We start from the raw sequence: 21956 nt of genomic DNA on the forward strand, positions 1-21956 counted from the left end.
ACAACTTAGCCGATCGCGAAGCGGATATCAAGGCGTTGATGCAGCTCGCTGATGACCTTGGCACTCCGGCTGACTGGTTGATCCGCTCGACTCATAATCGCAGTCTGGACTGTAATGAGAAGCTTTGGCAGAAGGTTGGAAAGACCGTGCCGGTGGGAGAAATCCAATTCGTTATGGCGGCTCGCGCGGGGCAGAAGGCGCGTACGGTGAAACAGGCGCTGCGCGTGAAGCGAGTGTCGCTGCGTTGCGGGTTGGCAGTGACTTGTGTGATAGCCAAGGAAATTGAGCCGCCAGCAGGCGTGAAGCCGGTCGAGTGGCGGTTGCTGAGCAATCGCGTACCTGAAGGACGAGAAGATATCGTGGAGCTGATCGACTGGTATCGGGCTAGATGGGAAATCGAGATGTTCTTCAATGTGCTGAAGAACGGCTGCTGTGTCGAAGCGTTACAGTTATCGACCGTGGATCGCATTGAGCGGGCATTGGCGCTGTTCATGATCGTGGCATGGCGCATCGCCTATTTAATGCGTATGGGACGAACCTGTCCAGAGCTGGACGCAATGTTGTTCTTTGATTCCGACGAGACTCATGGCGCTTACCTACTGATGAACAAGCGTATGCCCAAGGGCCGCCCTAAGCTAAACGAAGTATTGCGCTTAGTTGCGCAACTGGGAGGCTTTCTTGCTCGAAAAGGCGACGGTGAACCAGGCGCAAAAACTATCTGGAAAGGCTTGCAGAAAGTCATGACGGCCGCCGAAACGCTACGCGCGCTCAGGCACGAACAGAGATGTGTATAACGAGGTGTGCTCAGGTGGGTGAAGCCATGGCGATGGTCAAAGCGCTTAACCGGATCACGCTATTAGGAATGCCGAACAGTATTCGCATCACGTAACAATCGACCTGGGGCACAGTCGTTACAAGTTCTGATTGGCTTTGTTGAATAAACAGATTTTATGCTACCAGCCCAGTAAAACGATTGTTTCCAGCAACGTAAAATCATGCAGTTAAGCATCATGAGAAAACGGAATGCCTGAGGTGATAAGCATTTTCTACCAAAATGGGCATAGTAAAACAGCACGATTCCCTATTATTCAACAAAGCCGTTCTGATTTATTCAACAAAGCCACCCACGCCATTTACCGGATCGTCTGATTTTGGCTCAACCATTGCGAAACCTAAGCTGCTGCCCAGGGTAGATAATAATATAGACACTGCCATAACCGTCGCTATACCTGCAATGATACTGCCCCATGATATTGTTTTGATATCTTTCGCTTCATATGCAACGCTCATGTTTTCTCCAGCTTATTGATGACGTTTTATGGATAAATATCAACGAGTATATGTGAGGGCCAATGAAGGCTAACGGTTTGGATTGAAATATGAAATTTGTGCATAAGTAGACAAGTAATTGCTGTTTAAATTCACAGATGATCATATATTGCGGGTTTTGATATTATCCACATTCTATTTATGGATGAATGTAATAAATTTGGAATAACGTATGAAAGTAATTGTCTATTTTGTAATGGCTATTTTATTTTCAGTATCAACCTTTGCGACTGCTTCAAATCTTGGAGATCTCATCTGGGAAGGTAAGAACAGCGAAGCAATTCAAATGATGAATAAAAGCCCTGAGTTGGTTAACACACAAAACAGCATCGGGTACACCCCGTTGCATCTCGCCAGTATGGTGGGTAACAAAGAGATCGTACTGTTTCTTGTAGATAAAGGCGTAAATGTTAACGCAACGGATGGGGAAGGGTATACCCCTCTAGTCAGAGCTAAAGCCAATCGGCATCAGGAAATCGTTGACATTCTGGTCAAGCATGGGGCAAAGGCAGTAAGGCCCTGAGCGTAGACAGGCGGTGACGCTAAGTCGTACCAGAGTGAGTTAGTAATACTGGACCCGCGTGAGCAGGTTCTTTTCTTATAATATCAGGAGATTAGAGTCTAAAATCCGTATTGTTCAAATAGTAAAACATCCCTTTAATAATGGTTTAGGTTAGCTGATGTACTATTTCAATAGGCTGTATCTTGTATATATACAGTAATCAAGACTAAAACCTACTGAAAGGAATGGATATGAAGATTTCAATGATTGTTGCCACTTTGGCTCTGGCTGGCTTTAGTTTTGCTGCAAATGCATCGATGCCTGATAATATAGTGGTATATGCTACAGTACAATCTAACGGCTCAATGTCCGTTGGCAATAAACTTGCTTATACCAAAAGTTTCGACGTGAGCGTGGTTAAGCTATTTGGTGATGACGTCGATTTGTCTAAGCTGTGCTTAAAGGCGTACTCCCCTGACAATAAAGCGTTCAGGCTTGATACGGTGGATGAAGAATTGACCACCGGTATTTTGAAAGAAGGTAAGTCTGTCAAAGGTATTGCCATGTTTGCTTCTGAAAGCGCTGCTGTGCTCGATGCAGCTGTTGTGAAAATAACTGATGATTGTAAATAATTCGTGATGGCGATTGTGTAAGAATCGACCCTGTACATGATTCTGTGTAAATGCCTTTCTCAGTAGTGACCGTCCAGGCGGTCACCGAACTCGATAATAAAACGGCTCATTGCCATACGCCAGTCCCGCAGTGGCATCGTCCATTTCTGTGAGGCCGACTGGATTGCCAGCCACACCACCTTTTTCACTGCGCCGTCAGTCGGGAACACCTTGCGTTTTTTAATCGCATGCCGGATCACACTGTTCAGCGACTCGATGGCGTTGGTTGTGTCGATGACTTTGCGGATATCAGCCGGGTAAGCGAAGAACGTTGCCAGATTGCTCCAGTTCGTCTGCCAGCTCCGGCTTATCTGTGGATAGCGGCTGTCCCATGCGCTGGCGAATGCTTCCAGCGCCTGCTGGCCTGCTTCTTCCGTAGCGGCCTGATAGATGGCTTTCAGGTCGCGTGTGACGGCTTTGTAGTCCTTCCAAGAGACGAACCTCAGGCTGTTGCGTACCATGTGCACGATGCACAGCTGGATTCGGGCTTCCGGATACACCGCGTTGATGGCGTCCGGGAAGCCTTTCAGACCGTCGACACAGGCGATGAGGATATCGTTCAGGCCGCGGTTTTTTAGTTCTGTCAGCAGATTGAGCCAGAACTTCGCGCCCTCGTTTTCGGCCAGCCACATACCCAGCAGTTCTTTCTGGCCCTCGATGTTGATACCCAGTGCCAGGAACACGGATTTATTGATGACGCGACTGTCCTGCCGGACCTTCAGGATGATACAGTCAAGGTAAACAATGGGATAGACTGCATCCAGTGGACGATTTTGCCATTCAGTAACCTGTTCCATCACGGCGTCGGTGACCTTCGAGACCAGCGCCGGTGAGACATCCGCGTCATACAGCTCTTTGAACGCAGAGGCTATCTCGCGGGTGGTCATCCCTCTGGCGTACAGGGACAGGATTTGGTTATCCATCCCGGTGATCCGGGTCTGGTTTTTCTTCACCAGTTGTGGTTCGAAGGAGCCATCACGATCGCGCGGAGTACGTAGTTCCAGAGGGCCATCGCCGGTGGTCACGGTGTTTGTGGAATAGCCGTTGCGGGAGTTGGCCCCCGGTTTGGGCTGATTTTTATCGTAGCCCAGATGGTGGGACATTTCGGCGTTGAGAGCAGCCTCAACGCTGATTTTCTTGGTAATGCCTTCAAATAGTTGGCTTTTGTGATATTCTGCCGCTATTTGAGGTTTCCACGTGGTTACTGTTTTTGTTCATTGCCCTCGCTGCTATTCAGATAAAGTTTATCGACATGGCCTTAGTCCAACTAAGCGCGAACGCCGGGAGTCAAAGAGCAGATCGTTGATATGGCCTTCAACGGTGCCGGTGTTCGCGATACCGCCAGAACGTTGAAAATCGGCATCAATACGGTCATCCGGGCTTTAAAAAGCTCTCGCCCCGCAGGATAACGTCTTCTCCCGTTGCTCACGCCGACGTCGCCCTTATCTGTGAACTTGATGAGCAATGGAGCTTCGTTGGCAGTAAGGCGCTACAGCACTGGCTCTGGTACGCTTACAATACCAAAACGGGCGGTGTTCTGGCCTACACTTTTGGCCCCCGAACCGATGAGACCTGCCGTGAATTGCTGGCTCTGTTGACACCGTTCAACATCGGCATGATTACCAGTGACAACTGGGGCAGCTATGCAAGAGAGGTTCCGAAGCAGAAACATCTGACTGGCAAGATCTTCACGCAACGCATAGAGCGCAATAACCTGACGCTCCGTACCCGCATTAAACGACTGGCGCGTAAAACGATTTGCTTCTCGCGCTCCGTCGAGATCCACGAAAAAGTCATCGGAGCCTTCATCGAAAAACACATGTTCTACTAATTGGAGTCATTACCATTTTCTTCAGCAGGCGATCGAATTGGCTGAGATCGTCAGGGGTTTTGAGATTTTTGGCCAGTTCGTTAGCCAGAGCCTGCAACTGTTTTTCGTCCATAAATTAACCTGTTTTTGATGTTGGATTGAACATATCAAAATAAGACAATTACACAAATTTATGTACAGGGTCTAAGACATATCGTTATACACATCTTTTGGCCATTTTTTGAACAGGATGCTCAGAACCCCGTGAATTAAGGCATTCAAGCCATCCCATTGGCTTTTTGAGGTTCAAAATGCCACTCTGAGATAAACCCGTAACTCATTGATTAAACAGTGCGTTAGAAAGATGTGTATAACGATATGGGTCTAAGAATCCCATTTAACTAAACCACCACCCCATCTTGTTATTATCAGTGGGTGGTGGTTAATTGTTTTGATATTATTATTGTTTAATTTTAAATGAGTAATGGTTTGTGGTAAGTTATCAGGGAAAATGTGGCTTTGTTGAATAAACAGATTTTATGCTACCAGCCCAGTAAAACGACTGTTTCCAGCAACGTAAAATCATGCAGTTAAGCATCATGAGAAAACGGAATGCCTGAGGTGATAAGCATTTTCTACCAAAATGGGCATAGTAAAACAGCACGATTCCCTATTATTCAACAAAGCCGTTCAACATACTCAAATCAAGGGAATCAGTTTTCCTTTCCAGAGAGTCTCGCATTCTTCCCACTGCAACGTCTCGTTGTTAACCCATACCCTGTGAGGAATTCTTTTCACATTCAGACCAAATCTCATAATATGTATTAGCTCAGACCTGATCTGACAGTTACCGGTTATTTATACAGGTGTCTGTCAGATTAAATCTGGTTCAGATTTTTTTCTGCCCAGACTCGTTTACCATCAAGTAACGTGGCCATTGGCGTACGCCCGCAGCACATTTTACCCTGATGAGTTCGCTCATTATTGTAATGCCACAACCAGTTGTCCAGATCCTTTTGTAGACTTTCTAGGTCCTCGTATAACGTCTTACGGAACGCAACCTGATAAAAATCCTGCAAAATAGTTTTATGGAAGCGCTCGCAGATACCGTTTGTCTGCGGAGACATCGCTTTCGTTTTCGTATGGTCTATATCGTTGATAGCCAAGTACAGCTGATAGTCATGTTGTTCCACTTTACCGCAGTACTCCGTCCCCCTGTCCGTCAGTATTCTTAGCATTGGCAGCCCCTGAGCTTCGTAGAACGGCAGCACGCGATCATTGAGCAGGTCGGCGGCAGAGATCGGTGCTTTACTCGTGTAAAGCTTGCAGTGCGCCACTTTCGAGTACGTATCCACGAACGTCTGCTGGTAGATACGGCCAACACCTTTCAGATTACCCACGTAGAAGGTGTCCTGCGACCCCAGATAACCCGGGTGAGCAGTCTCTATTTCACCACAGGCTTCGTCGTCGTGCGCCTTCTTCTCCAGTGCAGCGATTTGAGCATCAGTAAGTACGATGCCTTCTCTGGCAACTTTTTCCTCAAGTGCCTTCAGGCGCTTACGAAAGTTTTCCAGATCGTGTCGTTGCCAGATGGAGCGCACACCGCTGCCAGAAATGAAGACGCCTTTTTTACGCAGCTCATTACTGGTCCGGTGCTGGCCATGAGCCGGGAACTCAATGGCGTAATCAACAACCGCACGTTCAGTGGCTTCATCAGCACGGTTTTTCAGGTTGGGAACCCGGCGGTTTTGGTTAACCAGAGCGTCAATGCCACCTTCTGCCGCCAGTTCCTGATAGCGATAAAACGTGTCGCGTGACACCCCCATGATTTTACAGGCTTTTGATACGTTACCGAGTTCTTCGGCGAGATTGAGCAGGCCGGCTTTGTGTTTGATGATGGGATTGTTAGTATGAAGCATGAGAGTTACCTCGTGTTTTGTATAAGGATTCGACACCCATATCAAAACCGGGAACTCTCAACCTTTCAAGGTCCAGTGTCAGATCAAGTCGCGACTAATACACATGACTCGACTTCACCGCGCGCAGCCCTTATGATCGCGTTCAGATTCATTCTTGTAACTCGCTGATTAACGATAGTTAATTTTGCCACGTTATCAGCTCTGCACAGAGATACCACGATGAAAAAGATCGTTTTAGCGCTAACCCTTGCCACGCTTGGCGCTGATGCCGTTGCAGCCGCCCAGTTGGTGACGTTAAGCCGTCAGCAATATGGCGAACATTGGGCCTTTACTCGTGAAGAAGTCCAGTTAATTTGCCGCCCTGGTAAGGCTGTTTTTGCGTTGAACACCGGAACGCTGATGCAGTACCCGCTTAACGCGGCCGCACAGGCACAAATGAAAAATGGCCAGGTTAATGGGCAATCGATCGATGTCATTTGGCTTGACGACCCCACAGCACCGAGCAAGAAGAAAGATTTACAGCCATTCATCGAACGTGGTGAACAGCTTTGTACCGCAGGGTGATTTAAAAACTGACTACATTTCAGCCACATGTTAATGCATGGACAATAGTGCGTTGCCCAGAGGTGTGAAAGCTGTTCCAGTTATGAAACGAACTCCGCTGCAACACTGGTAATCAGTGAGAAGTTGGCTACGCTTTAAAGCGCAAGGCTGATTCAGCTTCCATAAATGCCAACTTTTAGCGCAAGGCTCTCTCCCAAGAGCCATTTCCCTAGGCAGTGTCCCTTAATCCCATGAGTTATACTAACTGTTTGTTTCTACATCATTTTTAACTATGGCTCGCTACGACCTTCCCGATGAAGCATGGGCTATCATCCAGCCCTTACTCCCTGCTGAACCAGCAACACCACAGGCCGGACGCCCATGGGCTGAGCATCGCATGATTATCAATGGCATGTTCTGGGTGCTGTGCTCTGGTGCCCCATGGCGTGATTTACCTGAGCGATACGGCCCATGGAAAACCGTTTATAACCGCTTTAACCGATGGTCAAAATAGGGAGTCATTAACCTTATTTTCAATAAGTTACTTTCATCACTTGATGCCCATGGCCTCGTGGACTGGTCAGCGACTGCGCTGGATGGTAGCAATATCAGGGCGCTGAAATGTGCTGCCGGTGCTCAAAAAAACATCCCGATATCACCGGAGATAATGGTCTGGGTCGCTCTCGAGGTGGTTTTGGCACCAAAATCCATATGGCTACAGACGGAAGTGGTCTTCCGTTAAACATCGTGTTGAGCCCCGTTCTGGCTCATGAAAGTCAGTTTGCACTAACGTCTTTTGGACGGTATTGGTGTTCAACGCCAGAACGGCAGTATGAAACGCCGTGGTCATGCGGTACTCGCTGACAAGGCGTACTCCGGGCATGTATTACGTAACGAACTGAAAAACAGAGGTATAAAAACTGTCATCCCCCGAAAATCCACTGAAAAAATGGCGGTGGATGGTCGTTCAAAGCTCGATCGTGACGCCTACCGCAATCGGAACGTTGTTGAGCGGTGCTTTGGCCGTCTGAAAGAATACCGTCGCATTGCGACACGTTACGACAAAACGGCGAGGAATTATCTGGCAATGTTGAAACTGGGCTGCATCCGCCTGTTTTACCAGAGGTTATGTAATTAAGGGACACAGTCTAGGCTGTGTCCCTTAATCCCATGAGTTATACTAAATATTTGTTTCTACATCATTTTTAACTATGGCTCGCTACGACCTTCCCGATGAAGCATGGGCTATCATCCAGCCCTTACTCCCTGCTGAACCAGCAACACCACAGGCCGGACGCCCATGGGCTGAGCATCGCATGATTATCAATGGCATGTTCTGGGTGCTGTGCCTGGTGCCCCATGGCGTGATTTAACTGAGCGATACGGCCCATGGAAAACCGTTTATAACCGCTTTAACTGATGGTCAAAATCGGGAGTCATTAAATTTATTTTCAATAAGTTACTTTCATCACTTGATGCCCATGGCCTCGTGGACTGCTCAGCGACTGCGCTGGATGGTAGCAATATCAGGGCGCTGAAATGTGCTGCCGGTGCTCAAAAAAACATCCCGATATCACCGGAGATAATGGTCTGGGTCGCTCTCGAGGTGGTTTTGGCACCAAAATCCATATGGCTACAGACGGAAGTGGTCTTCCGTTAAACATCGTGTTGAGCCCCGGTCAGGCTCATGAAAGTCAGTTTGCACTACGTCTTTTGGACGGTATTGGTGTTCAACGCCAGAACGGCAGTATGAAACGCCGTGGTCATGCGGTACTCGCTGACAAGGCGTACTCCGGGCATATATTACGTAACGAGCTGAAAAACAGAGGTATAAAAACTGTCATCCCCCGAAAATCCACTGAAAAAATGGCGGTGGATGGTCGTTCAAAGCTCGATCGTGACGCCTACCGCAATCGGAACGTTGTTGAGCGGTGCTTTGGCCGTCTGAAAGAATACCGTCGCATTGCGACACGTTACGACAAAACGGCGAGGAATTATCTGGCAATGTTGAAACTGGGCTGCATCCGCCTGTTTTACCAGAGGTTATGTAATTAAGGGACACAGCCTAATCTCCGAGCGTCAGCTTCGAGACGTTACGCGCCTTTTATTGCAAAAGGCAGGTTCACAGGCTGATGAGGCGCGCTGTGTTTCCGATCATTTGGTGAATGCTAACCTCAAGGGCCATGATAGTCATGGCGTCGGAATGTTGCCGCACTATGTGGAGTTCATCGCGAAAGGGATCATGCATCCCAATACGCCGGTGCGTTTGTTGCGTGACGGTGGCGCGGTATTGCAGTTCATCGGTGATCGTGGTTTTGGTCAGCGCACCGGTAAATAAGCGATGGAGCAGGCGATTGCCAGAGCAAAAACCACCGGTGTGTGCCTGATGACGCTGGCCTCCACATGCCAGCTTGGGCGGATTGGCACCTACGGTGAAATGGCTGCTGAAGCGGGGATGGTGGCGATTCATTTTGTCAACGTGAACGATTTGGATCCCATTGTAGCACCCTGGTGCGGCCGTGAGGCGCGTTTTGGCACTAACCCCATCTGCATTGCGTTTCCCAAAAGTGAACATAACCCACCGTTTGTGCTCGATTTTGCCACTAGCATTGTGGCGTTGGGGAAAACGCGTGTGGCCTATCTGGCGGGCAAGACGTTTGATGAAGAGGTGATGCTCGATAGTCAGGGCGTGTCTACCAACGATCCCAACGTGATGTGGGAAGATGAAAAACAGGGCGCGCTGAAACCCATTGCGCGCCATAAAGGCGGCGGGTTTGTGCTGGCGGCAGATATGCTGGCAGGGCTGCTTTCCGGAGGCGGTACAATCCAGCCGGAAAACGAACGAAAAGGCTCGATAATGAATAATATGACCACGATCGTTATCGATCCGGCGGCAATGGTATCGATGGACTGGCTGCAAAAAGAGTATGACGCCATGCTGGATTATGTACGGACCTGCCCGGCGGCGGATGCTGAACATCCGGTGCTGATTGCCGGTGAGCCGGAACGTATTGCCTGCGCGCAGCGTCAGGCTAACGGAATAACGCTGTCCGATCAGGAGTGGGCCAATATCGTTGCTGCGGGCGTGTCGTTAGGCATGACGGAGCAGGCGTTTGCTGTCATTTGATGCAGCATCATGGCGCGTATGCTTGTTGCACATACGCGTCAAAACTCGGCGCGTTCATGGGCCGGGATCCAGTAACCGTCGATAAAATCCTCTATGGGAAAACATCCCTCTCGGCGTAAATGCTGCTCATCCATCGCACTCAGGCACTGCGCTTCGTTAAAATAGGCATCAATGACCAGATTTTCGCAGCAGTGGCAGAGATAACAGATAAAGACAACCAGTGCGTACATAGGCGTTTACCCTCCCAGTCAGTGGCAGTAGCCCTAGCGAGAGTGTAGATGAAAATGAGGCACTGGGCGTTAAACTAACTCTGTTTAACTTGCTGCGTGCAGGCACCATCACGCACCAGTTCGCGCGGAAGGTTGTTTTTTATACGGCTGCCGATGCGTTTGGTTAATCCGATCAGCGTATGCTTATAGGTAAGTACCATCTCATAGCTGGTGGGGATCTCGTCAGGATAACTGTCACGCCCCTGATACCATTCACAAGCAAACGTGTCGCTGAGAGCGTAAGCGTGCGGTGCCTGTGCATCCGCCAGCGCAACGATGTCCTCATGTTGCCAGCGAAAACCTTTGGCATAGCGTTCCGCCAGTTTAAGACCAATGCGCGAGAAGCGTATTTTGCCAAACAGTGCGCTGAGTGCGGTGGGAAAAAGCCAAATTTCATTGTCACGTAGCCAGAGTTGTTGTTGCTCCGGGTTCCAGACCAGGCCCGCCTGATTGGCCGAAAGCGTCACCGCGTGTTTGTCTTTACCGGTTAACGGCGTGAAGGGAAACTTACCCACGTTAAAACGCGGTGCGGGTAATGGGGGGATGGTCGCAGTTTTGCGCAACCGCGCGACAAAGAAACCTTCACTGTCATAAATTTGCGGGAACACGTGGAGATATCCCTCTTCAGTCAGCGCATCTTCTGCGCCGGGAAAGAGGTCATGCAATGCGTCAATCGCACAGGCCTGAGGGAATGCATCGAGCAGATGCTGACACACCTGCTGATTTTCCTGTGCGTTGAGCGTACAGGTTGAGTAAATCAGCACACCGCCAGGCTTTAACGCATGAAACGCGCAAACGATCAGTTCCTTCTGGGTCTGCGCCAGTTCCGCCATACTTTCCGGTGACCAGTGGCGCATCGCATCCGAGTCTTTGCGTACTACCCCTTCGCCGGAACACGGAGCATCAAGCAGAATGGCGTTGAACGTTTCAGGCAGGGCAGCACCAAACACTCGTCCATCGAAGTGTGTCAGCGCGCTATTGTGTACGCCGCAGCGGCTGATATTGGCATGCAGCACCTTGACTCGGCTGGCCGAATACTCGTTAGCGACGATCCCGCCGTTATTGCCCAAACGCGCGGCAATTTGTGTGGTTTTCGAACCCGGCGCAGCGGCCACGTCCAGCACCAATGGCGATGGGGTTGTCTCACGTGACAATAACGCGCTTTCCTGCGCGTAAAACAATGCGCTGACTGGCAGCATTGAGCTGGATTCCTGCAAATAAAACAGTCCGCTCAAATGGCCAACCGTGTTACCCAATCGCAGTTGCGTTTCATCTGGGCTGACCACCCAAAATCCTTCTTTACACCAGGGGATTGGTGCTAGTTGCCAGCCCCAATCCGCGGCCAGTGTCAAAAAGTCATCCACGCTAATCTTCAACGTATTCACGCGCAGACTGCGTCTTAACGGGCGCTGGCAGGCAGCAATGAATTCATCCAGAGACAAATGCGCAGGCATGATGTCTTAAATCGCCTCGAGAAACGCGGAGGGCAAAGAAGGAGATAGGGGTTTCACCACGGTGGTAATATCTCGTTACAATAGCAGAACAGTGCGGGTAATATTCTGATAGTGTAACACAGTGCGCGGCTGCCGTCGCTCATCACGCGACGGCAGGATCAACGCAGGCTATTCAGGAATGGCGGTGCCCCATTCACGCCACTCTTTGGGTTCTTGGCCCAATAACAGAAAATGCTTACCGGGTGTTGCAATCGACGCTAAGGGAATCGCGGGCGGGGTTGCGAAGGCGATACCACCGCGAATGAACTGTTGGAAGGTGCCCGTTTTCAGTAAACCGCCACCCAAGCCAAACTCCAGGTTGTAGACGGATGCCAGCCAAAATACCGAGTTGCTGGGTACCAGATGCTGGTGTCGCTTGCTGATCCGCAGTGCCACCATCACCCTGTCGGACAGCGGCCCCAGAGACAGTCCAGTAAAGGTTCCCACTTCAACGCCGCGAAACAGTACCGGTGTTCCCACTTGCAACGCACCGGCTTCCGGCGCATCAACCACGATATTCAGCCCATCCTGATAACGGGAATCAGAAATGGTCGCCTGTTGCAACTCGAATTGACGCTGTTGAGCACCATTGCCTGGCTCGACATTAATGTAGGGCTGGAGCAAGGTTTCCAGATGATCGACGCCTGCTGCTGAGATCTGTGGAGTTACCACTGAAAAGCGCGTGCCGGCGCGGGCAAAGGCGTTGACGTACTCTGGGTAGAGCACCGCTTGCGCCAAGAGATCGTTGCGCTGCGCTGCCAATTTCAGAGAATCCAATCGACCGATCTCAATACCAAGGTAACGAATCGGCATACCAGCAGAGAGAGAACTGGCGTCATAAGTCCGCAATTCGATACGACTCCCGATCGCACGTGCAGCGGTTTCAGTGTTATACAGCAGCCGCTTTCCGCCTTTGGTTTCGGGTGCCCCTTCGAGATTATCGAAGCTAATGGCCCCTTTGATCGCCCGGTTGAAGGGCGCGGCCTGAACCGTTAGCCCGGAGGTGCTCAGTTGCACGCGGGCACCTCCCTCGGCCCAAAACACGCTGCGTTCGGTCAGCAGTTTGCGGTATTCCGGATGCAGGTAAACCTGGACTTCGAAGGTTTCTGCACCGGGACGAATACGCATAATTTCGCCGACCTGAAACTTGCGGTATAACACAACCGAGCCTTCCTGGATGTCTGGCAGGCTCTCGGTAACCAGCGTTAAGGTTGGGCTTAGCGTGTTGCCTTTGATGCCCTCCTGTGCATTATCCCGATCGCTAAACAAGGTATAGCGAGCTAATGGCTCACCTTGCGTACCGGGTAACACCATCACACCGCCGCTGAGCCACTCCTGCGGGCTGGCACCGATCATTTGCACGCCCTCCAACCCCAGCTTGACGTTCAACCTGCTGTTGACGATAAAGGTGCCGTCTTTGTGCAGCAGAGTGCGATATTCGGGTTCAATGGTGACATCGAAGGTGACGCCTTTCTCGGTCAACGTGCGCTGAATGATCTGCTCGATTTGTACACCATGCAGCAGAACCGGTTGGCCGACATCAATACCATAGCTTTGTGCGGCAGACAATTGAACGGTCAGTGTATCGGGACGTAATGCCTGCGTGCCATCAATCAGTGGGAATGTCTGACGCGGCTCCCCGTCACCGGGAATCAATGTCAGCGTTGGGCCGGTGAGCAGGCGGGAGAGGTTAAGATCGCTCAAGGTCAGCCGTGGCTTGGTCAGCTCAATGCGCGTGCCTTCACGCATCAGCGGCACGACAGAGGGATCGATAATCAACTGCCCGCTGACATTACCGTTGCTGGGGTCCAGCACCAGTTTTTGTACACTGCCTACTTCCAACCCCTGATACAGCAACGGTGTCTGCCCGGCTTTCAGCATATTGGCGGAGGGAAGCGTTAAGGTAATCGCCACCCCTCGCTGGCTTTGGGCCAGATTAGGATAGAGTCGGTAAGCCTGTTCAGCACTGGCCTTATCGCTATCATCCGGTGAATCAAACGCGATAGCGCCATTAACCAGTGCTGCCAGGCTTTGCATTTCCACTTTGGCACCGCCCGGGCTGATATCCGCCTTGATGCCAGACACGTTCCAAAAACGGCTCTCTTTTTTGATTAAATGAGTGAAGCGGCGTTCAATCAGGACGTCAACCGTCACGCCTTTATTATCTGGAGTTACGGTGTAATCGTACACTTTTCCGACTGGGATCTTGCGGTAATACACCCGCGAGCCCGCGTTGAGCGACCCTAAATCATAGGCATGAAGATGGACCAACAACTCCCCACTGTTAACCCGATATTTCGGTTGGGTATCCAGCGCAGAAAAGTGCGCTTTGTAGTGGTCAACTAATATTGGCCACCGCATTAGACTGTATGTAGAACAGTCGCTCAGATTCGTTTGGAGTTAAGCCGCCGTTATACCAGTGAGGCCGGATAGCGCTGTAATACCCCGTGATGTAGCGGATAATCGCGTCCTGGGCTTCGCTGAAGCTGTTGTAACCCTTTGTCGGCACCCATTCTGTCTTCAGGCTGCGGAAGAACCGCTCCATTGGCGCATTATCCCAGCAGTTACCCCGCCGACTCATACTCTGCTTTATCCGGCAGCGCCACAGGGCTTGCCGGTATTGACGGCTGGTATAGTGGCTGCCCTGGTCGCTGTGGAACATGACTCCTGTTGGTTGTCCCCGGAGTTCCCAGGCCATCTGCAACGCTTTAACTGTCAGCGCCGAGTCCGGCGACGTCGACATGGCCCAGCCCACCGGTTTGCGGGCGAACAGGTCTAGCACCACCGCAAGGTAAGCCCAGCATTTGCCCGTCCAGATGTAGGTCACATCGCCGCACCAGACCTGATCCGGCGCGGTAACCGCGAACTGGCGGTTGAGATAGTTCGGTATTTCAACGTGTTCATTGCCGCCGCGTTTGTATTTGTGAGCCGGTCGCTGGCAGCTGGCGATACCCAGCTCCTTCATCAGCTTGCCAGCCAGCCAGCGCCCCATTTTGACACCAGAGCTGCCGGTGACGATGGTCGCGATACTTCGAGCGCCGGCAGAGCCGCCGCTGGCGTTCCAGGCTTCCATGACGCGACTACACTTAACCACGCGCTCACCGTCGGGTTCATTAGCGGAAGCCTGCCAGTGCCTGTAGCTGCTGCGATGTACCTCAAAAGTTTGGCACAACGCCGTGACCGGGTATCGCGCCCTCAGCCTGTCGACTACCGTGAACCGTTGAGTGAGTCCGACATTAAGAGCGCCGTAGCCTTTTTTAGGATTTCGTTCTCCATTTCAAGGCATTGGACTTTTTTCTTCATCTCACGCAGCTCGAGCTGTTCAGGGGTAAGAGGAAGTCCCGTTGGCGTTTTTCCCTGTCGTTCAAGGCGAAGCTTATTGACCCAGCGACTAATGGCAGAATGGCTGACATTAACCGCCTCTGCGGCCTTAACGTATGTGTAGCCGTGGTCGACAACCAGCTTTGCGGCTTCGAGCTTAAATTCCGCCGTAAAATGTTTACCCATGAGGTCACCTGTCGTGTTGATGAGGTGAGCATATCACCTCCGCTCAGGTGGCCAGTATCAGTGTGCCACTACATGTGCAGTATGTCTCAATTCATCCTGTCACGTTTATGTGAATAAAAACGCAAAAGCGTATATCCTTCTTCTCCTGTGGAGACCTTGCCAGTATTGTCAGGCAGGGTTATTGACATTATGGGATGATGCCCCTGAGTTATCGATGCTTGTTGCGTCAATCGGTTAGGGGTGGCGTACTTCGGTATTTGGAAAAACTGAATTATTATTTATGAACAAACCATCATTTTATAGGGATCTTGTCAGCGATCTTACCGCACTGATTACGGGTGAACGCCGCTTTATCACTATTTTGGCCAACAGCAGTGCGCTTCTGTTTGAGCGCCTGGAAGGCGTCAATTGGGCGGGTTTTTATCTTCTGGATGATGACACGCTGTTTCTTGGGCCATTTCAAGGCCGGGTTGCCTGTGTGCGGATTCCTGCGGGCAAAGGCGTTTGTGGGCGCTCGATAGCGGAGAACCGCATTCAACGTGTCGATGATGTGCATGCTTTTCCTGGTCACATCGCCTGCGATGCCGCCAGTAATGCCGAGATCGTGTTGCCGCTTTCTGTGAACGGCCAACTGATTGGCGTGCTGGATATTGATAGCACGTCCTATGCGCGTTTTGACGCGGAAGACGAAGAAGGTCTTAAAGCGCTGGTCGCCGTGCTCTGCGCACAATTGCAACAGAGCGATGTGCTGATTTTTATCAATTATCTCACGCAGAGAGAAGGATAACGTAGCAATTGCTGATGGCGTCATTATAATGTCGCCTGTTCATGCCTGCGCTGGTTGGCAAACCCGTTGTAATCAGGAAATTTCATGGAAAATCAACCTAAGTTGAACAGTAGTAAAGATGTCATTGCCTTTTTGGCAGAACGGTTTCCGCTTTGTTTCACCACTGAAGGTGACACTCGGCCTTTGAAAATCGGTATTTTTCAGGATCTTGTCACGCGTGTGTCAGAGACTGACAGTGTGAGTAAAACGCAATTGCGTTCTGCATTGCGCCTTTATACCTCCAGTTGGCGTTACCTGTACGGCATCAAGCTGGGTGCGCAACGTGTGGATTTGGATGGCAATCCGTGCGGTGAATTGGAACAGCAGCATGTCGATCACGCTCGCAAGCAGTTAGAAGAAGCGAAAGCGCGCGTTCAGGCGCAGCGAGCTGAGCAGCGAGCAAAACGTCGCGCTGCGGGTGAAACTACCGATCAACCTGCGCGTCAGCGTAAACCTGCCCCGCGTCGCGAGCTCCCAGCAGCCGACAGTGCTCCGGGTCAACCTCGTTCCACTGCGCCGCGTGCTTCTGCGCCTCGCCAGCCCAAAGCGGCTACCGAGCGCGCGCCGCAACCGCAGCGTGTTAACGTGACGGATATTACCGCCCTGAAAATTGGTCAAGAGATCAAAGTCAGAGCGGGCAAAGACGCCATGGACGCTACGGTGCTTGAGATTGCCAAATGTGAAGTTCGGGTTCAACTGGCTTCCGGTCTGGCAATGATTGTGCGCGCAGAACACTTGCAGTTCTGATACGGAGGGCCAACCAGGGCATGAACACATTAATCCGAATGACGGTGCTTGCTGCCGCATTGCTCGCAGGCGTGAGCGTGGCTAAAGAAGCACCTGTCTCGCGCAGTGAAGCGATTGCGCGCAGTGAGATGATCACGCGTGCAGATCAGATTCCCCAACTGCACCAGGAGCTTCAGCATGCCACCGAGAGCGATCGCATTACATTGCGTTTCTTACGCTCGCACTACCGGCAGATAGCGCTCGATGAACAATTTTCCGAGAAAATTTTCAACCGCTATCTCAACATGCTGGACTACAGCCATAACGTGCTGTTGGCCTCCGATATCGCCGAATTTGCCAATCAAAAAGGGCAGTTGGGCGAAGACCTGAAAGGCGGCAAACTGGACGTGCCCTATGCGCTCTACAACCTGGCGCAAAAACGCCGTTTCGAGCGCTTGCAATATGCCCTCTCCGTATTAGAGAAACCTATTGATCTCACAGGAACAGACACCATTGAGTTGGATCGCAGCAAATCGCCGTGGCCACAAAATGTCGGTGAGCTGAACCGCCTGTGGGATGCCAAAGTGAAATATGACTGGCTGACGTTAAAACTCACCGGTAAAGATGATAAAGAGATCAAGGAAACGCTCACCAAGCGTTACCAGTTTGCCATCCGTCGTCTGGCGCAGAGCAACAGTGAAGACGTTTTTCAACTGGTGATGAATGCGTTTGCGCGAGAAATGGATCCTCATACCAGCTATTTATCACCGCGTAATACGGAACAGTTTAACACTGACATGAGCCTTTCTCTGGAAGGTATCGGCGCAGTGTTGCAAATGGATGATGATTACACGGTCATCAACTCCATGGTGGCGGGTGGCCCGGCGGCAAAAAGTAAAAGTATCACCGTTGGCGATCGCATTGTCGGCGTGGGACAAAACGGCAAACCGATGGTAGAAGTGATCGGTTGGCGGCTTGATGACGTGGTGGCGTTGATTAAAGGCCCCAAAGGCAGCAAGGTGCGACTTGAAATCTTGCCTGGTGGCAAAAGCACCAAAACCAAAACCGTCACTTTGACCCGTGAGCGTATTCGTCTGGAAGATCGCGCGGTGAAAATGTCGGTTAAAACCGTGGGCAAAGAGATCATCGGGGTGCTAGATATTCCCAGTTTTTACGTGGGCTTGACGGATGACGTCAAAGTGCAATTGCAAAAGCTGGAAAAACAGAATGTCAGCAGCATTGTGATTGACCTGCGTGGCAACGGTGGCGGTGCGCTGACTGAAGCGGTAGGGCTTTCCGGTCTGTTCATTCCCAGCGGCCCTGTGGTGCAAATCCGTGACAACAACGGCAAGGTGCGTGAAGACAGCGATACCGATGGCGTGGTCTACTATAAAGGTCCACTGGTGGTGCTGGTCGATCGTTTCAGTGCGTCGGCATCAGAGATTTTCGCTGCCGCCATGCAGGACTATGGCCGTGCATTGATTGTGGGTGAACCAACCTTTGGTAAAGGCACGGTGCAACAGTATCGCTCCTTGAACCGCATTTACGATCAGATGCTGCATCCGGCGTGGCCGGGATTAGGTTCCGTCTCCTACACCATTCAGAAGTTCTACCGTATTGATGGCGGCAGCACGCAGTTGCGCGGTGTCACGCCGGATATTCTGATGCCAACAGGCACAGAGGCAGTTGAAACCGGTGAGAAATTTGAAGATAACGCCTTGGTCTGGGACAGCATCAATGCGGCACGCTATGGCAAGCTGGGGGATCTGAAATCCTATATCAGTGCGCTGAAAGAGCAGCACCAGTCGCGTATTGCCAAAGATCCTGAGTTCCAATATATCATTCAGGATGTTGCCCGTTACAACGCCAATAAAGAGAAACGTAATATCGTTTCCCTTAATTACGCACAGCGTGAAAAAGAGAATAACGACGACGAAGCATTACGTTTGAATCGTCTTAACGAACGTTTCAAACGCGAAGGTAAAAAACCGCTGAAATCTCTGGATGATTTACCCAAGGATTATCAGGCTCCGGATGCCTATCTGGAAGAAACGGTGCATATTGCCAGCGATCTGTCGCACAGCGTGAAATAGCCTCACGCCACGCAGTACAGCCCCCTGTCAGCCTAACGCTTGACAGGGGGCTTAATGAGATGGTCACCCCCACCCTGTGAGTGTAGTGGTCAACTAATATTGGCCACCGCATTAGACTGTATGTAGAACAGTCGCTCAGATTCGTTTGGAGTTAAGCCGCCGTTATACCAGTGAGGCCGGATAGCGCTGTAATACCCCGTGATGTAGCGGATAATCGCGTCCTGGGCTTCGCTGAAGCTGTTGTAACCCTTTGTCGGCACCCATTCTGTCTTCAGGCTGCGGAAGAACCGCTCCATTGGCGCATTATCCCAGCAGTTACCCCGCCGACTCATACTCTGCTTTATCCGGCAGCGCCACAGGGCTTGCCGGTATTGACGGCTGGTATAGTGGCTGCCCTGGTCGCTGTGGAACATGACTCCTGTTGGTTGTCCCCGGAGTTCCCAGGCCATCTGCAACGCTTTAACTGTCAGCGCCGAGTCCGGCGACGTCGACATGGCCCAGCCCACCGGTTTGCGGGCGAACAGGTCTAGCACCACCGCAAGGTAAGCCCAGCATTTGCCCGTCCAGATGTAGGTCACATCGCCGCACCAGACCTGATCCGGCGCGGTAACCGCGAACTGGCGGTTGAGATAGTTCGGTATTTCAACGTGTTCATTGCCGCCGCGTTTGTATTTGTGAGCCGGTCGCTGGCAGCTGGCGATACCCAGCTCCTTCATCAGCTTGCCAGCCAGCCAGCGCCCCATTTTGACACCAGAGCTGCCGGTGACGATGGTCGCGATACTTCGAGCGCCGGCAGAGCCGCCGCTGGCGTTCCAGGCTTCCATGACGCGACTACACTTAACCACGCGCTCACCGTCGGGTTCATTAGCGGAAGCCTGCCAGTGCCTGTAGCTGCTGCGATGTACCTCAAAAGTTTGGCACAACGCCGTGACCGGGTATCGCGCCCTCAGCCTGTCGACTACCGTGAACCGTTGAGTGAGTCCGACATTAAGAGCGCCGTAGCCTTTTTTAGGATTTCGTTCTCCATTTCAAGGCATTGGACTTTTTTCTTCATCTCACGCAGCTCGAGCTGTTCAGGGGTAAGAGGAAGTCCCGTTGGCGTTTTTCCCTGTCGTTCAAGGCGAAGCTTATTGACCCAGCGACTAATGGCAGAATGGCTGACATTAACCGCCTCTGCGGCCTTAACGTATGTGTAGCCGTGGTCGACAACCAGCTTTGCGGCTTCGAGCTTAAATTCCGCCGTAAAATGTTTACCCATGAGGTCACCTGTCGTGTTGATGAGGTGAGCATATCACCTCCGCTCAGGTGGCCAGTATCAGTGTGCCACTACAGTTGGCAGTGACTTGTGTGATAGCCAAGGAAATTGAGCCGCCAGCAGGCGTGAAGCCGGTCGAGTGGCGGTTGCTGAGCAATCGCGTACCTGAAGGACGAGAAGATATCGTGGAGCTGATCGACTGGTATCGGGCTAGATGGGAAATCGAGATGTTCTTCAATGTGCTGAAGAACGGCTGCTGTGTCGAAGCGTTACAGTTATCGACCGTGGATCGCATTGAGCGGGCATTGGCGCTGTTCATGATCGTGGCATGGCGCATCGCCTATTTAATGCGTATGGGACGAACCTGTCCAGAGCTGGACGCAATGTTGTTCTTTGATTCCGACGAGACTCATGGCGCTTACCTACTGATGAACAAGCGTATGCCCAAGGGCCGCCCTAAGCTAAACGAAGTATTGCGCTTAGTTGCGCAACTGGGAGGCTTTCTTGCTCGAAAAGGCGACGGTGAACCAGGCGCAAAAATTATCTGGAAAGGCTTGCAGAAAGTCATGACGGCCGCCGAAACGCTACGCGCGCTCAGGCACGAACAGAGATGTGTATAACGAGGTGGCCTATGCCCTGATATCTGACAAAGAAACATCGCTAACTGTTATCTATAGATAATCTGTTTAGAATAAATATGTGATAAATATCTATTATCAACAAATTTGAGTCGCGACCAGAAAAGGATCTATACTATGTCACTTTCTATTCAAGGTAATTCACTATTCACATTCAATAGAACGCTTAGTGATGAAAATATCCAGCGCGCTATTAATAGTTCATCAAAAGATGAAGCCATACATGTTGGAATATGGGAAAAAATTAAAGATTGGTTTTGTGGAACCAAAGCAAGTGAAGCACTGGAAAAAATTTATGAGTTAACACATAGTAATGATGAACCTGCTACTGAATCTGTTTTGAAAAAAATTACTGCTTTTTATCAACTTAAGGAAATGGCACATCCAGCTTATCAAGATAGATTTCAGGCATTTATTACTCAAAACAACGAAGATGGTATATATACTTTTTCTTTTTCTATTAAAAATGTTATGGATGAGCGAGAATTAGTTTATGGGAGCACTGAAAAAGACGTTTGTTCTTTGAAAGAAAGAGAATTAACTAATAGTAGTGAATTATTAGACAATAATACTGTCATCCGTGAAGGTCTCGATGTAGCTTTAAATAAAGTAAAATACGATGGTAAGCAAAATAAATTAGAAGGCGTGTCTTTAGCAAATCATGGACGAGTAAATCTGCATTTATTGGATGAAGAGGCAAAACAAGAAATGGCTATTAATCAGCGTTTCGCCCAAAAATGGATTTTATTACAAATGAAATGTTTTGATTATTATGCCCAGCAACGCTCTTCGCTAGATTCTATTGATGGCATGGATATCACAAAAACAATAGGAACAGAAAATGAGTGGATTTATCATTTTGCTCAATCAATTAACGAAATAAGAAGAAATACACAAGAAAGTCTCGCCAAGGAAATTAATAATGAAATCAATCAGTTAAATGGATTTAAAATTTATTCTCATCCTAGTGAATTAGATGATGAACCTATATATGCAGTGCCATATAACCAAAGCAATAAACCTATTTATGATAATATTCAATTTAACTTTTATGATAATATTCAATTTAACTCATCAGAAATTCCATCTAGTAAACATTATAAAGGTCCAATAAATGGTGATATTTACGCAAGAATAGATAAAAAGAGTGTTGATAAATCAGAATTACTCAAAGAAATAGATAATTTTATATTAGAGAATAGTGAAAACTATCCATATGCATATAAGCATGTTAGAAAATACGCGTAA

15 protein-coding genes and 7 pseudogenes are annotated in these 21956 nt (G+C 50.1%); 13 read left to right on the plus strand and 9 right to left on the minus strand.

All coding sequences use genetic code 11. The annotated features are described in order from the left end of the window. Nucleotides 1–5 precede the first annotated feature (5 nt). Nucleotides 6–794: pseudogene (locus ACWWJF_RS21235) on the plus strand (IS4 family transposase); the annotation flags it as partial. Between the two features lie 334 nt (nt 795–1128). Here ACWWJF_RS21235 and ACWWJF_RS21240 read toward each other — a convergent pair. Continuing rightward, a pseudogene (locus tag ACWWJF_RS21240) lies at nt 1129–1290 on the minus strand (CAP-Gly protein); the annotation flags it as partial. Nucleotides 1291–1525: 235 nt separating this feature from the next. Here ACWWJF_RS21240 and ACWWJF_RS21245 point away from each other — a divergent pair. Both ACWWJF_RS21245 and ACWWJF_RS21250 read left to right on the plus strand, forming a co-directional pair. Beyond that, the gene (locus tag ACWWJF_RS21245) at nt 1526–1852 is read left to right on the plus strand and encodes an ankyrin repeat domain-containing protein (protein ID WP_455870505.1); all 327 of its coding nucleotides are present in this window, start codon (nt 1526–1528) and stop codon (nt 1850–1852) included. Nucleotides 1853–2076: 224 nt separating this feature from the next. Then, nucleotides 2077–2463: a DUF4354 family protein gene (locus ACWWJF_RS21250; protein WP_455870506.1), complete on the plus strand. Its 387-nt coding sequence runs from the start codon at nt 2077–2079 to the stop codon at nt 2461–2463. Between the two features lie 59 nt (nt 2464–2522). Here the strand turns inward: ACWWJF_RS21250 and ACWWJF_RS21255 are convergent, their stop codons facing one another. Then, a complete protein-coding gene (locus tag ACWWJF_RS21255; protein WP_455871195.1) occupies nt 2523–3686 on the minus strand; it encodes an IS256 family transposase in 1164 nt (387 codons plus the stop codon). A gap of 13 nt (nt 3687–3699) precedes the next feature. Here ACWWJF_RS21255 and ACWWJF_RS21260 point away from each other — a divergent pair. Next, nucleotides 3700–4333, plus strand: a pseudogene (locus tag ACWWJF_RS21260) (IS1 family transposase). On the opposite strand, the gene ACWWJF_RS21265 reads toward ACWWJF_RS21260, so the two are convergent. Both ACWWJF_RS21265 and ACWWJF_RS21270 read right to left on the minus strand, forming a co-directional pair. Then, entirely contained in the window at nt 4308–4445 is a 138-nt protein-coding gene (locus ACWWJF_RS21265; protein ID WP_455871282.1) for a hypothetical protein, read from the minus strand. The pseudogene ACWWJF_RS21260 and the gene ACWWJF_RS21265 sit on opposite strands and share 26 nt — an antisense overlap. A 745-nt stretch (nt 4446–5190) precedes the next feature. Continuing rightward, nucleotides 5191–6231 carry an IS481 family transposase gene (locus ACWWJF_RS21270; RefSeq protein ID WP_455868660.1) on the minus strand — a complete coding sequence of 347 codons (1041 nt, stop codon included), beginning with the start codon at nt 6229–6231 and terminating at the stop codon, nt 5191–5193. A 219-nt stretch (nt 6232–6450) separates the two neighbouring features. Here ACWWJF_RS21270 and ACWWJF_RS21275 point away from each other — a divergent pair, with 219 nt between their 5' ends. The 4 genes and pseudogenes from ACWWJF_RS21275 (at nt 6451) to ACWWJF_RS21290 (ending at nt 9901) form a co-directional block, all read left to right on the plus strand. Next, a complete protein-coding gene (locus ACWWJF_RS21275; RefSeq protein ID WP_455870507.1) occupies nt 6451–6795 on the plus strand; it encodes a YebY family protein in 345 nt (114 codons plus the stop codon). Nucleotides 6796–7066: 271 nt separating this feature from the next. After that, nucleotides 7067–7912: pseudogene (locus ACWWJF_RS21280) on the plus strand (IS5 family transposase). A gap of 73 nt (nt 7913–7985) precedes the next feature. After that, a pseudogene (locus tag ACWWJF_RS21285) lies at nt 7986–8829 on the plus strand (IS5 family transposase). 13 nt (nt 8830–8842) lie between these two features. Next, nucleotides 8843–9901, plus strand: a pseudogene (locus tag ACWWJF_RS21290) (malate/lactate/ureidoglycolate dehydrogenase). 38 nt (nt 9902–9939) lie between these two features. Here ACWWJF_RS21290 and ACWWJF_RS21295 read toward each other — a convergent pair. The 4 genes from ACWWJF_RS21295 to ACWWJF_RS21310 all read right to left on the minus strand — a co-directional run bounded on the left by ACWWJF_RS21295 (nt 9940) and on the right by ACWWJF_RS21310 (nt 15170). Further along, entirely contained in the window at nt 9940–10131 is a 192-nt protein-coding gene (locus ACWWJF_RS21295; protein ID WP_455870508.1) for a YebW family protein, read from the minus strand. A 74-nt stretch (nt 10132–10205) separates the two neighbouring features. Continuing rightward, on the minus strand, nt 10206–11624 hold the full coding sequence (rsmF, locus tag ACWWJF_RS21300; protein ID WP_455870509.1) for a 16S rRNA (cytosine(1407)-C(5))-methyltransferase RsmF: 1419 nt from the start codon (nt 11622–11624) through the stop codon (nt 10206–10208). A gap of 168 nt (nt 11625–11792) precedes the next feature. After that, complete coding sequence (locus ACWWJF_RS21305; RefSeq protein ID WP_455870510.1) at nt 11793–14024, minus strand: MlaD family protein; 2232 nt, start codon at nt 14022–14024, stop codon at nt 11793–11795. Next, nucleotides 14002–15170, minus strand: a protein-coding gene (locus tag ACWWJF_RS21310; protein WP_455868400.1) for an IS3 family transposase whose coding sequence is annotated in 2 segments (ribosomal slippage) — nt 14002–14915 and nt 14915–15170 — 1170 coding nt in all. Because the reading frame shifts where the segments join, the coding sequence is not laid out codon by codon here. The genes ACWWJF_RS21305 and ACWWJF_RS21310 overlap by 23 nt, the downstream gene beginning before the upstream one ends. A 280-nt stretch (nt 15171–15450) precedes the next feature. Between ACWWJF_RS21310 and ACWWJF_RS21315 the strand changes: the two genes are divergently transcribed. From ACWWJF_RS21315 to prc, 3 genes are all read left to right on the plus strand, one after another. After that, entirely contained in the window at nt 15451–15957 is a 507-nt protein-coding gene (locus ACWWJF_RS21315) for a GAF domain-containing protein (protein ID WP_455870511.1), read from the plus strand. A gap of 84 nt (nt 15958–16041) precedes the next feature. Then, complete coding sequence (gene proQ, locus ACWWJF_RS21320) at nt 16042–16743, plus strand: RNA chaperone ProQ (protein ID WP_455870512.1); 702 nt, start codon at nt 16042–16044, stop codon at nt 16741–16743. Nucleotides 16744–16763: 20 nt separating this feature from the next. Further along, a complete protein-coding gene (prc, locus tag ACWWJF_RS21325) occupies nt 16764–18815 on the plus strand; it encodes a carboxy terminal-processing peptidase (RefSeq protein WP_455870513.1) in 2052 nt (683 codons plus the stop codon). Between the two features lie 89 nt (nt 18816–18904). Here the strand turns inward: prc and ACWWJF_RS21330 are convergent. Further along, nucleotides 18905–20073 (minus strand): IS3 family transposase gene (locus ACWWJF_RS21330; protein WP_455868400.1). Its coding sequence is split into 2 segments (ribosomal slippage): nt 18905–19818 and nt 19818–20073, totalling 1170 coding nucleotides; the frame shifts between segments, so codons are not numbered across the junction. Nucleotides 20074–20156: 83 nt separating this feature from the next. On the opposite strand from ACWWJF_RS21330, the pseudogene ACWWJF_RS21335 reads away from it, so the two are divergent. Beyond that, a pseudogene (locus ACWWJF_RS21335) lies at nt 20157–20690 on the plus strand (IS4 family transposase); the annotation flags it as partial. 135 nt (nt 20691–20825) lie between these two features. Beyond that, nucleotides 20826–21956, plus strand: coding sequence for a hypothetical protein (locus ACWWJF_RS21340; protein WP_455870514.1), 1131 nt, complete (start codon nt 20826–20828; stop codon nt 21954–21956).

The sequence above is a fragment of the Symbiopectobacterium sp. Eva_TO genome, assembly GCF_053848865.1.

What these genes read in the sequence shown, in the direction of transcription:
- ACWWJF_RS21245 (WP_455870505.1), top strand. Translation starts at nt 1,526, where the DNA reads ATGGCTATTTTATTTTCAGTATCAACCTTTGCGACTGCTTCAAATCTT.
- ACWWJF_RS21250 (WP_455870506.1), top strand. Translation starts at nt 2,077, where the DNA reads ATGGATATGAAGATTTCAATGATTGTTGCCACTTTGGCTCTGGCTGGC.
- ACWWJF_RS21265 (WP_455871282.1), bottom strand. Translation starts at nt 4,445, where the DNA reads ATGGACGAAAAACAGTTGCAGGCTCTGGCTAACGAACTGGCCAAAAAT.
- ACWWJF_RS21270 (WP_455868660.1), bottom strand. Translation starts at nt 6,231, where the DNA reads ATGCTTCATACTAACAATCCCATCATCAAACACAAAGCCGGCCTGCTC.
- ACWWJF_RS21275 (WP_455870507.1), top strand. Translation starts at nt 6,451, where the DNA reads ATGAAAAAGATCGTTTTAGCGCTAACCCTTGCCACGCTTGGCGCTGAT.
- ACWWJF_RS21295 (WP_455870508.1), bottom strand. Translation starts at nt 10,131, where the DNA reads ATGTACGCACTGGTTGTCTTTATCTGTTATCTCTGCCACTGCTGCGAA.
- rsmF (WP_455870509.1), bottom strand. Translation starts at nt 11,624, where the DNA reads ATGCCTGCGCATTTGTCTCTGGATGAATTCATTGCTGCCTGCCAGCGC.
- ACWWJF_RS21305 (WP_455870510.1), bottom strand. Translation starts at nt 14,024, where the DNA reads ATGCGGTGGCCAATATTAGTTGACCACTACAAAGCGCACTTTTCTGCG.
- ACWWJF_RS21315 (WP_455870511.1), top strand. Translation starts at nt 15,451, where the DNA reads ATGAACAAACCATCATTTTATAGGGATCTTGTCAGCGATCTTACCGCA.
- proQ (WP_455870512.1), top strand. Translation starts at nt 16,042, where the DNA reads ATGGAAAATCAACCTAAGTTGAACAGTAGTAAAGATGTCATTGCCTTT.
- prc (WP_455870513.1), top strand. Translation starts at nt 16,764, where the DNA reads ATGAACACATTAATCCGAATGACGGTGCTTGCTGCCGCATTGCTCGCA.
- ACWWJF_RS21340 (WP_455870514.1), top strand. Translation starts at nt 20,826, where the DNA reads ATGTCACTTTCTATTCAAGGTAATTCACTATTCACATTCAATAGAACG.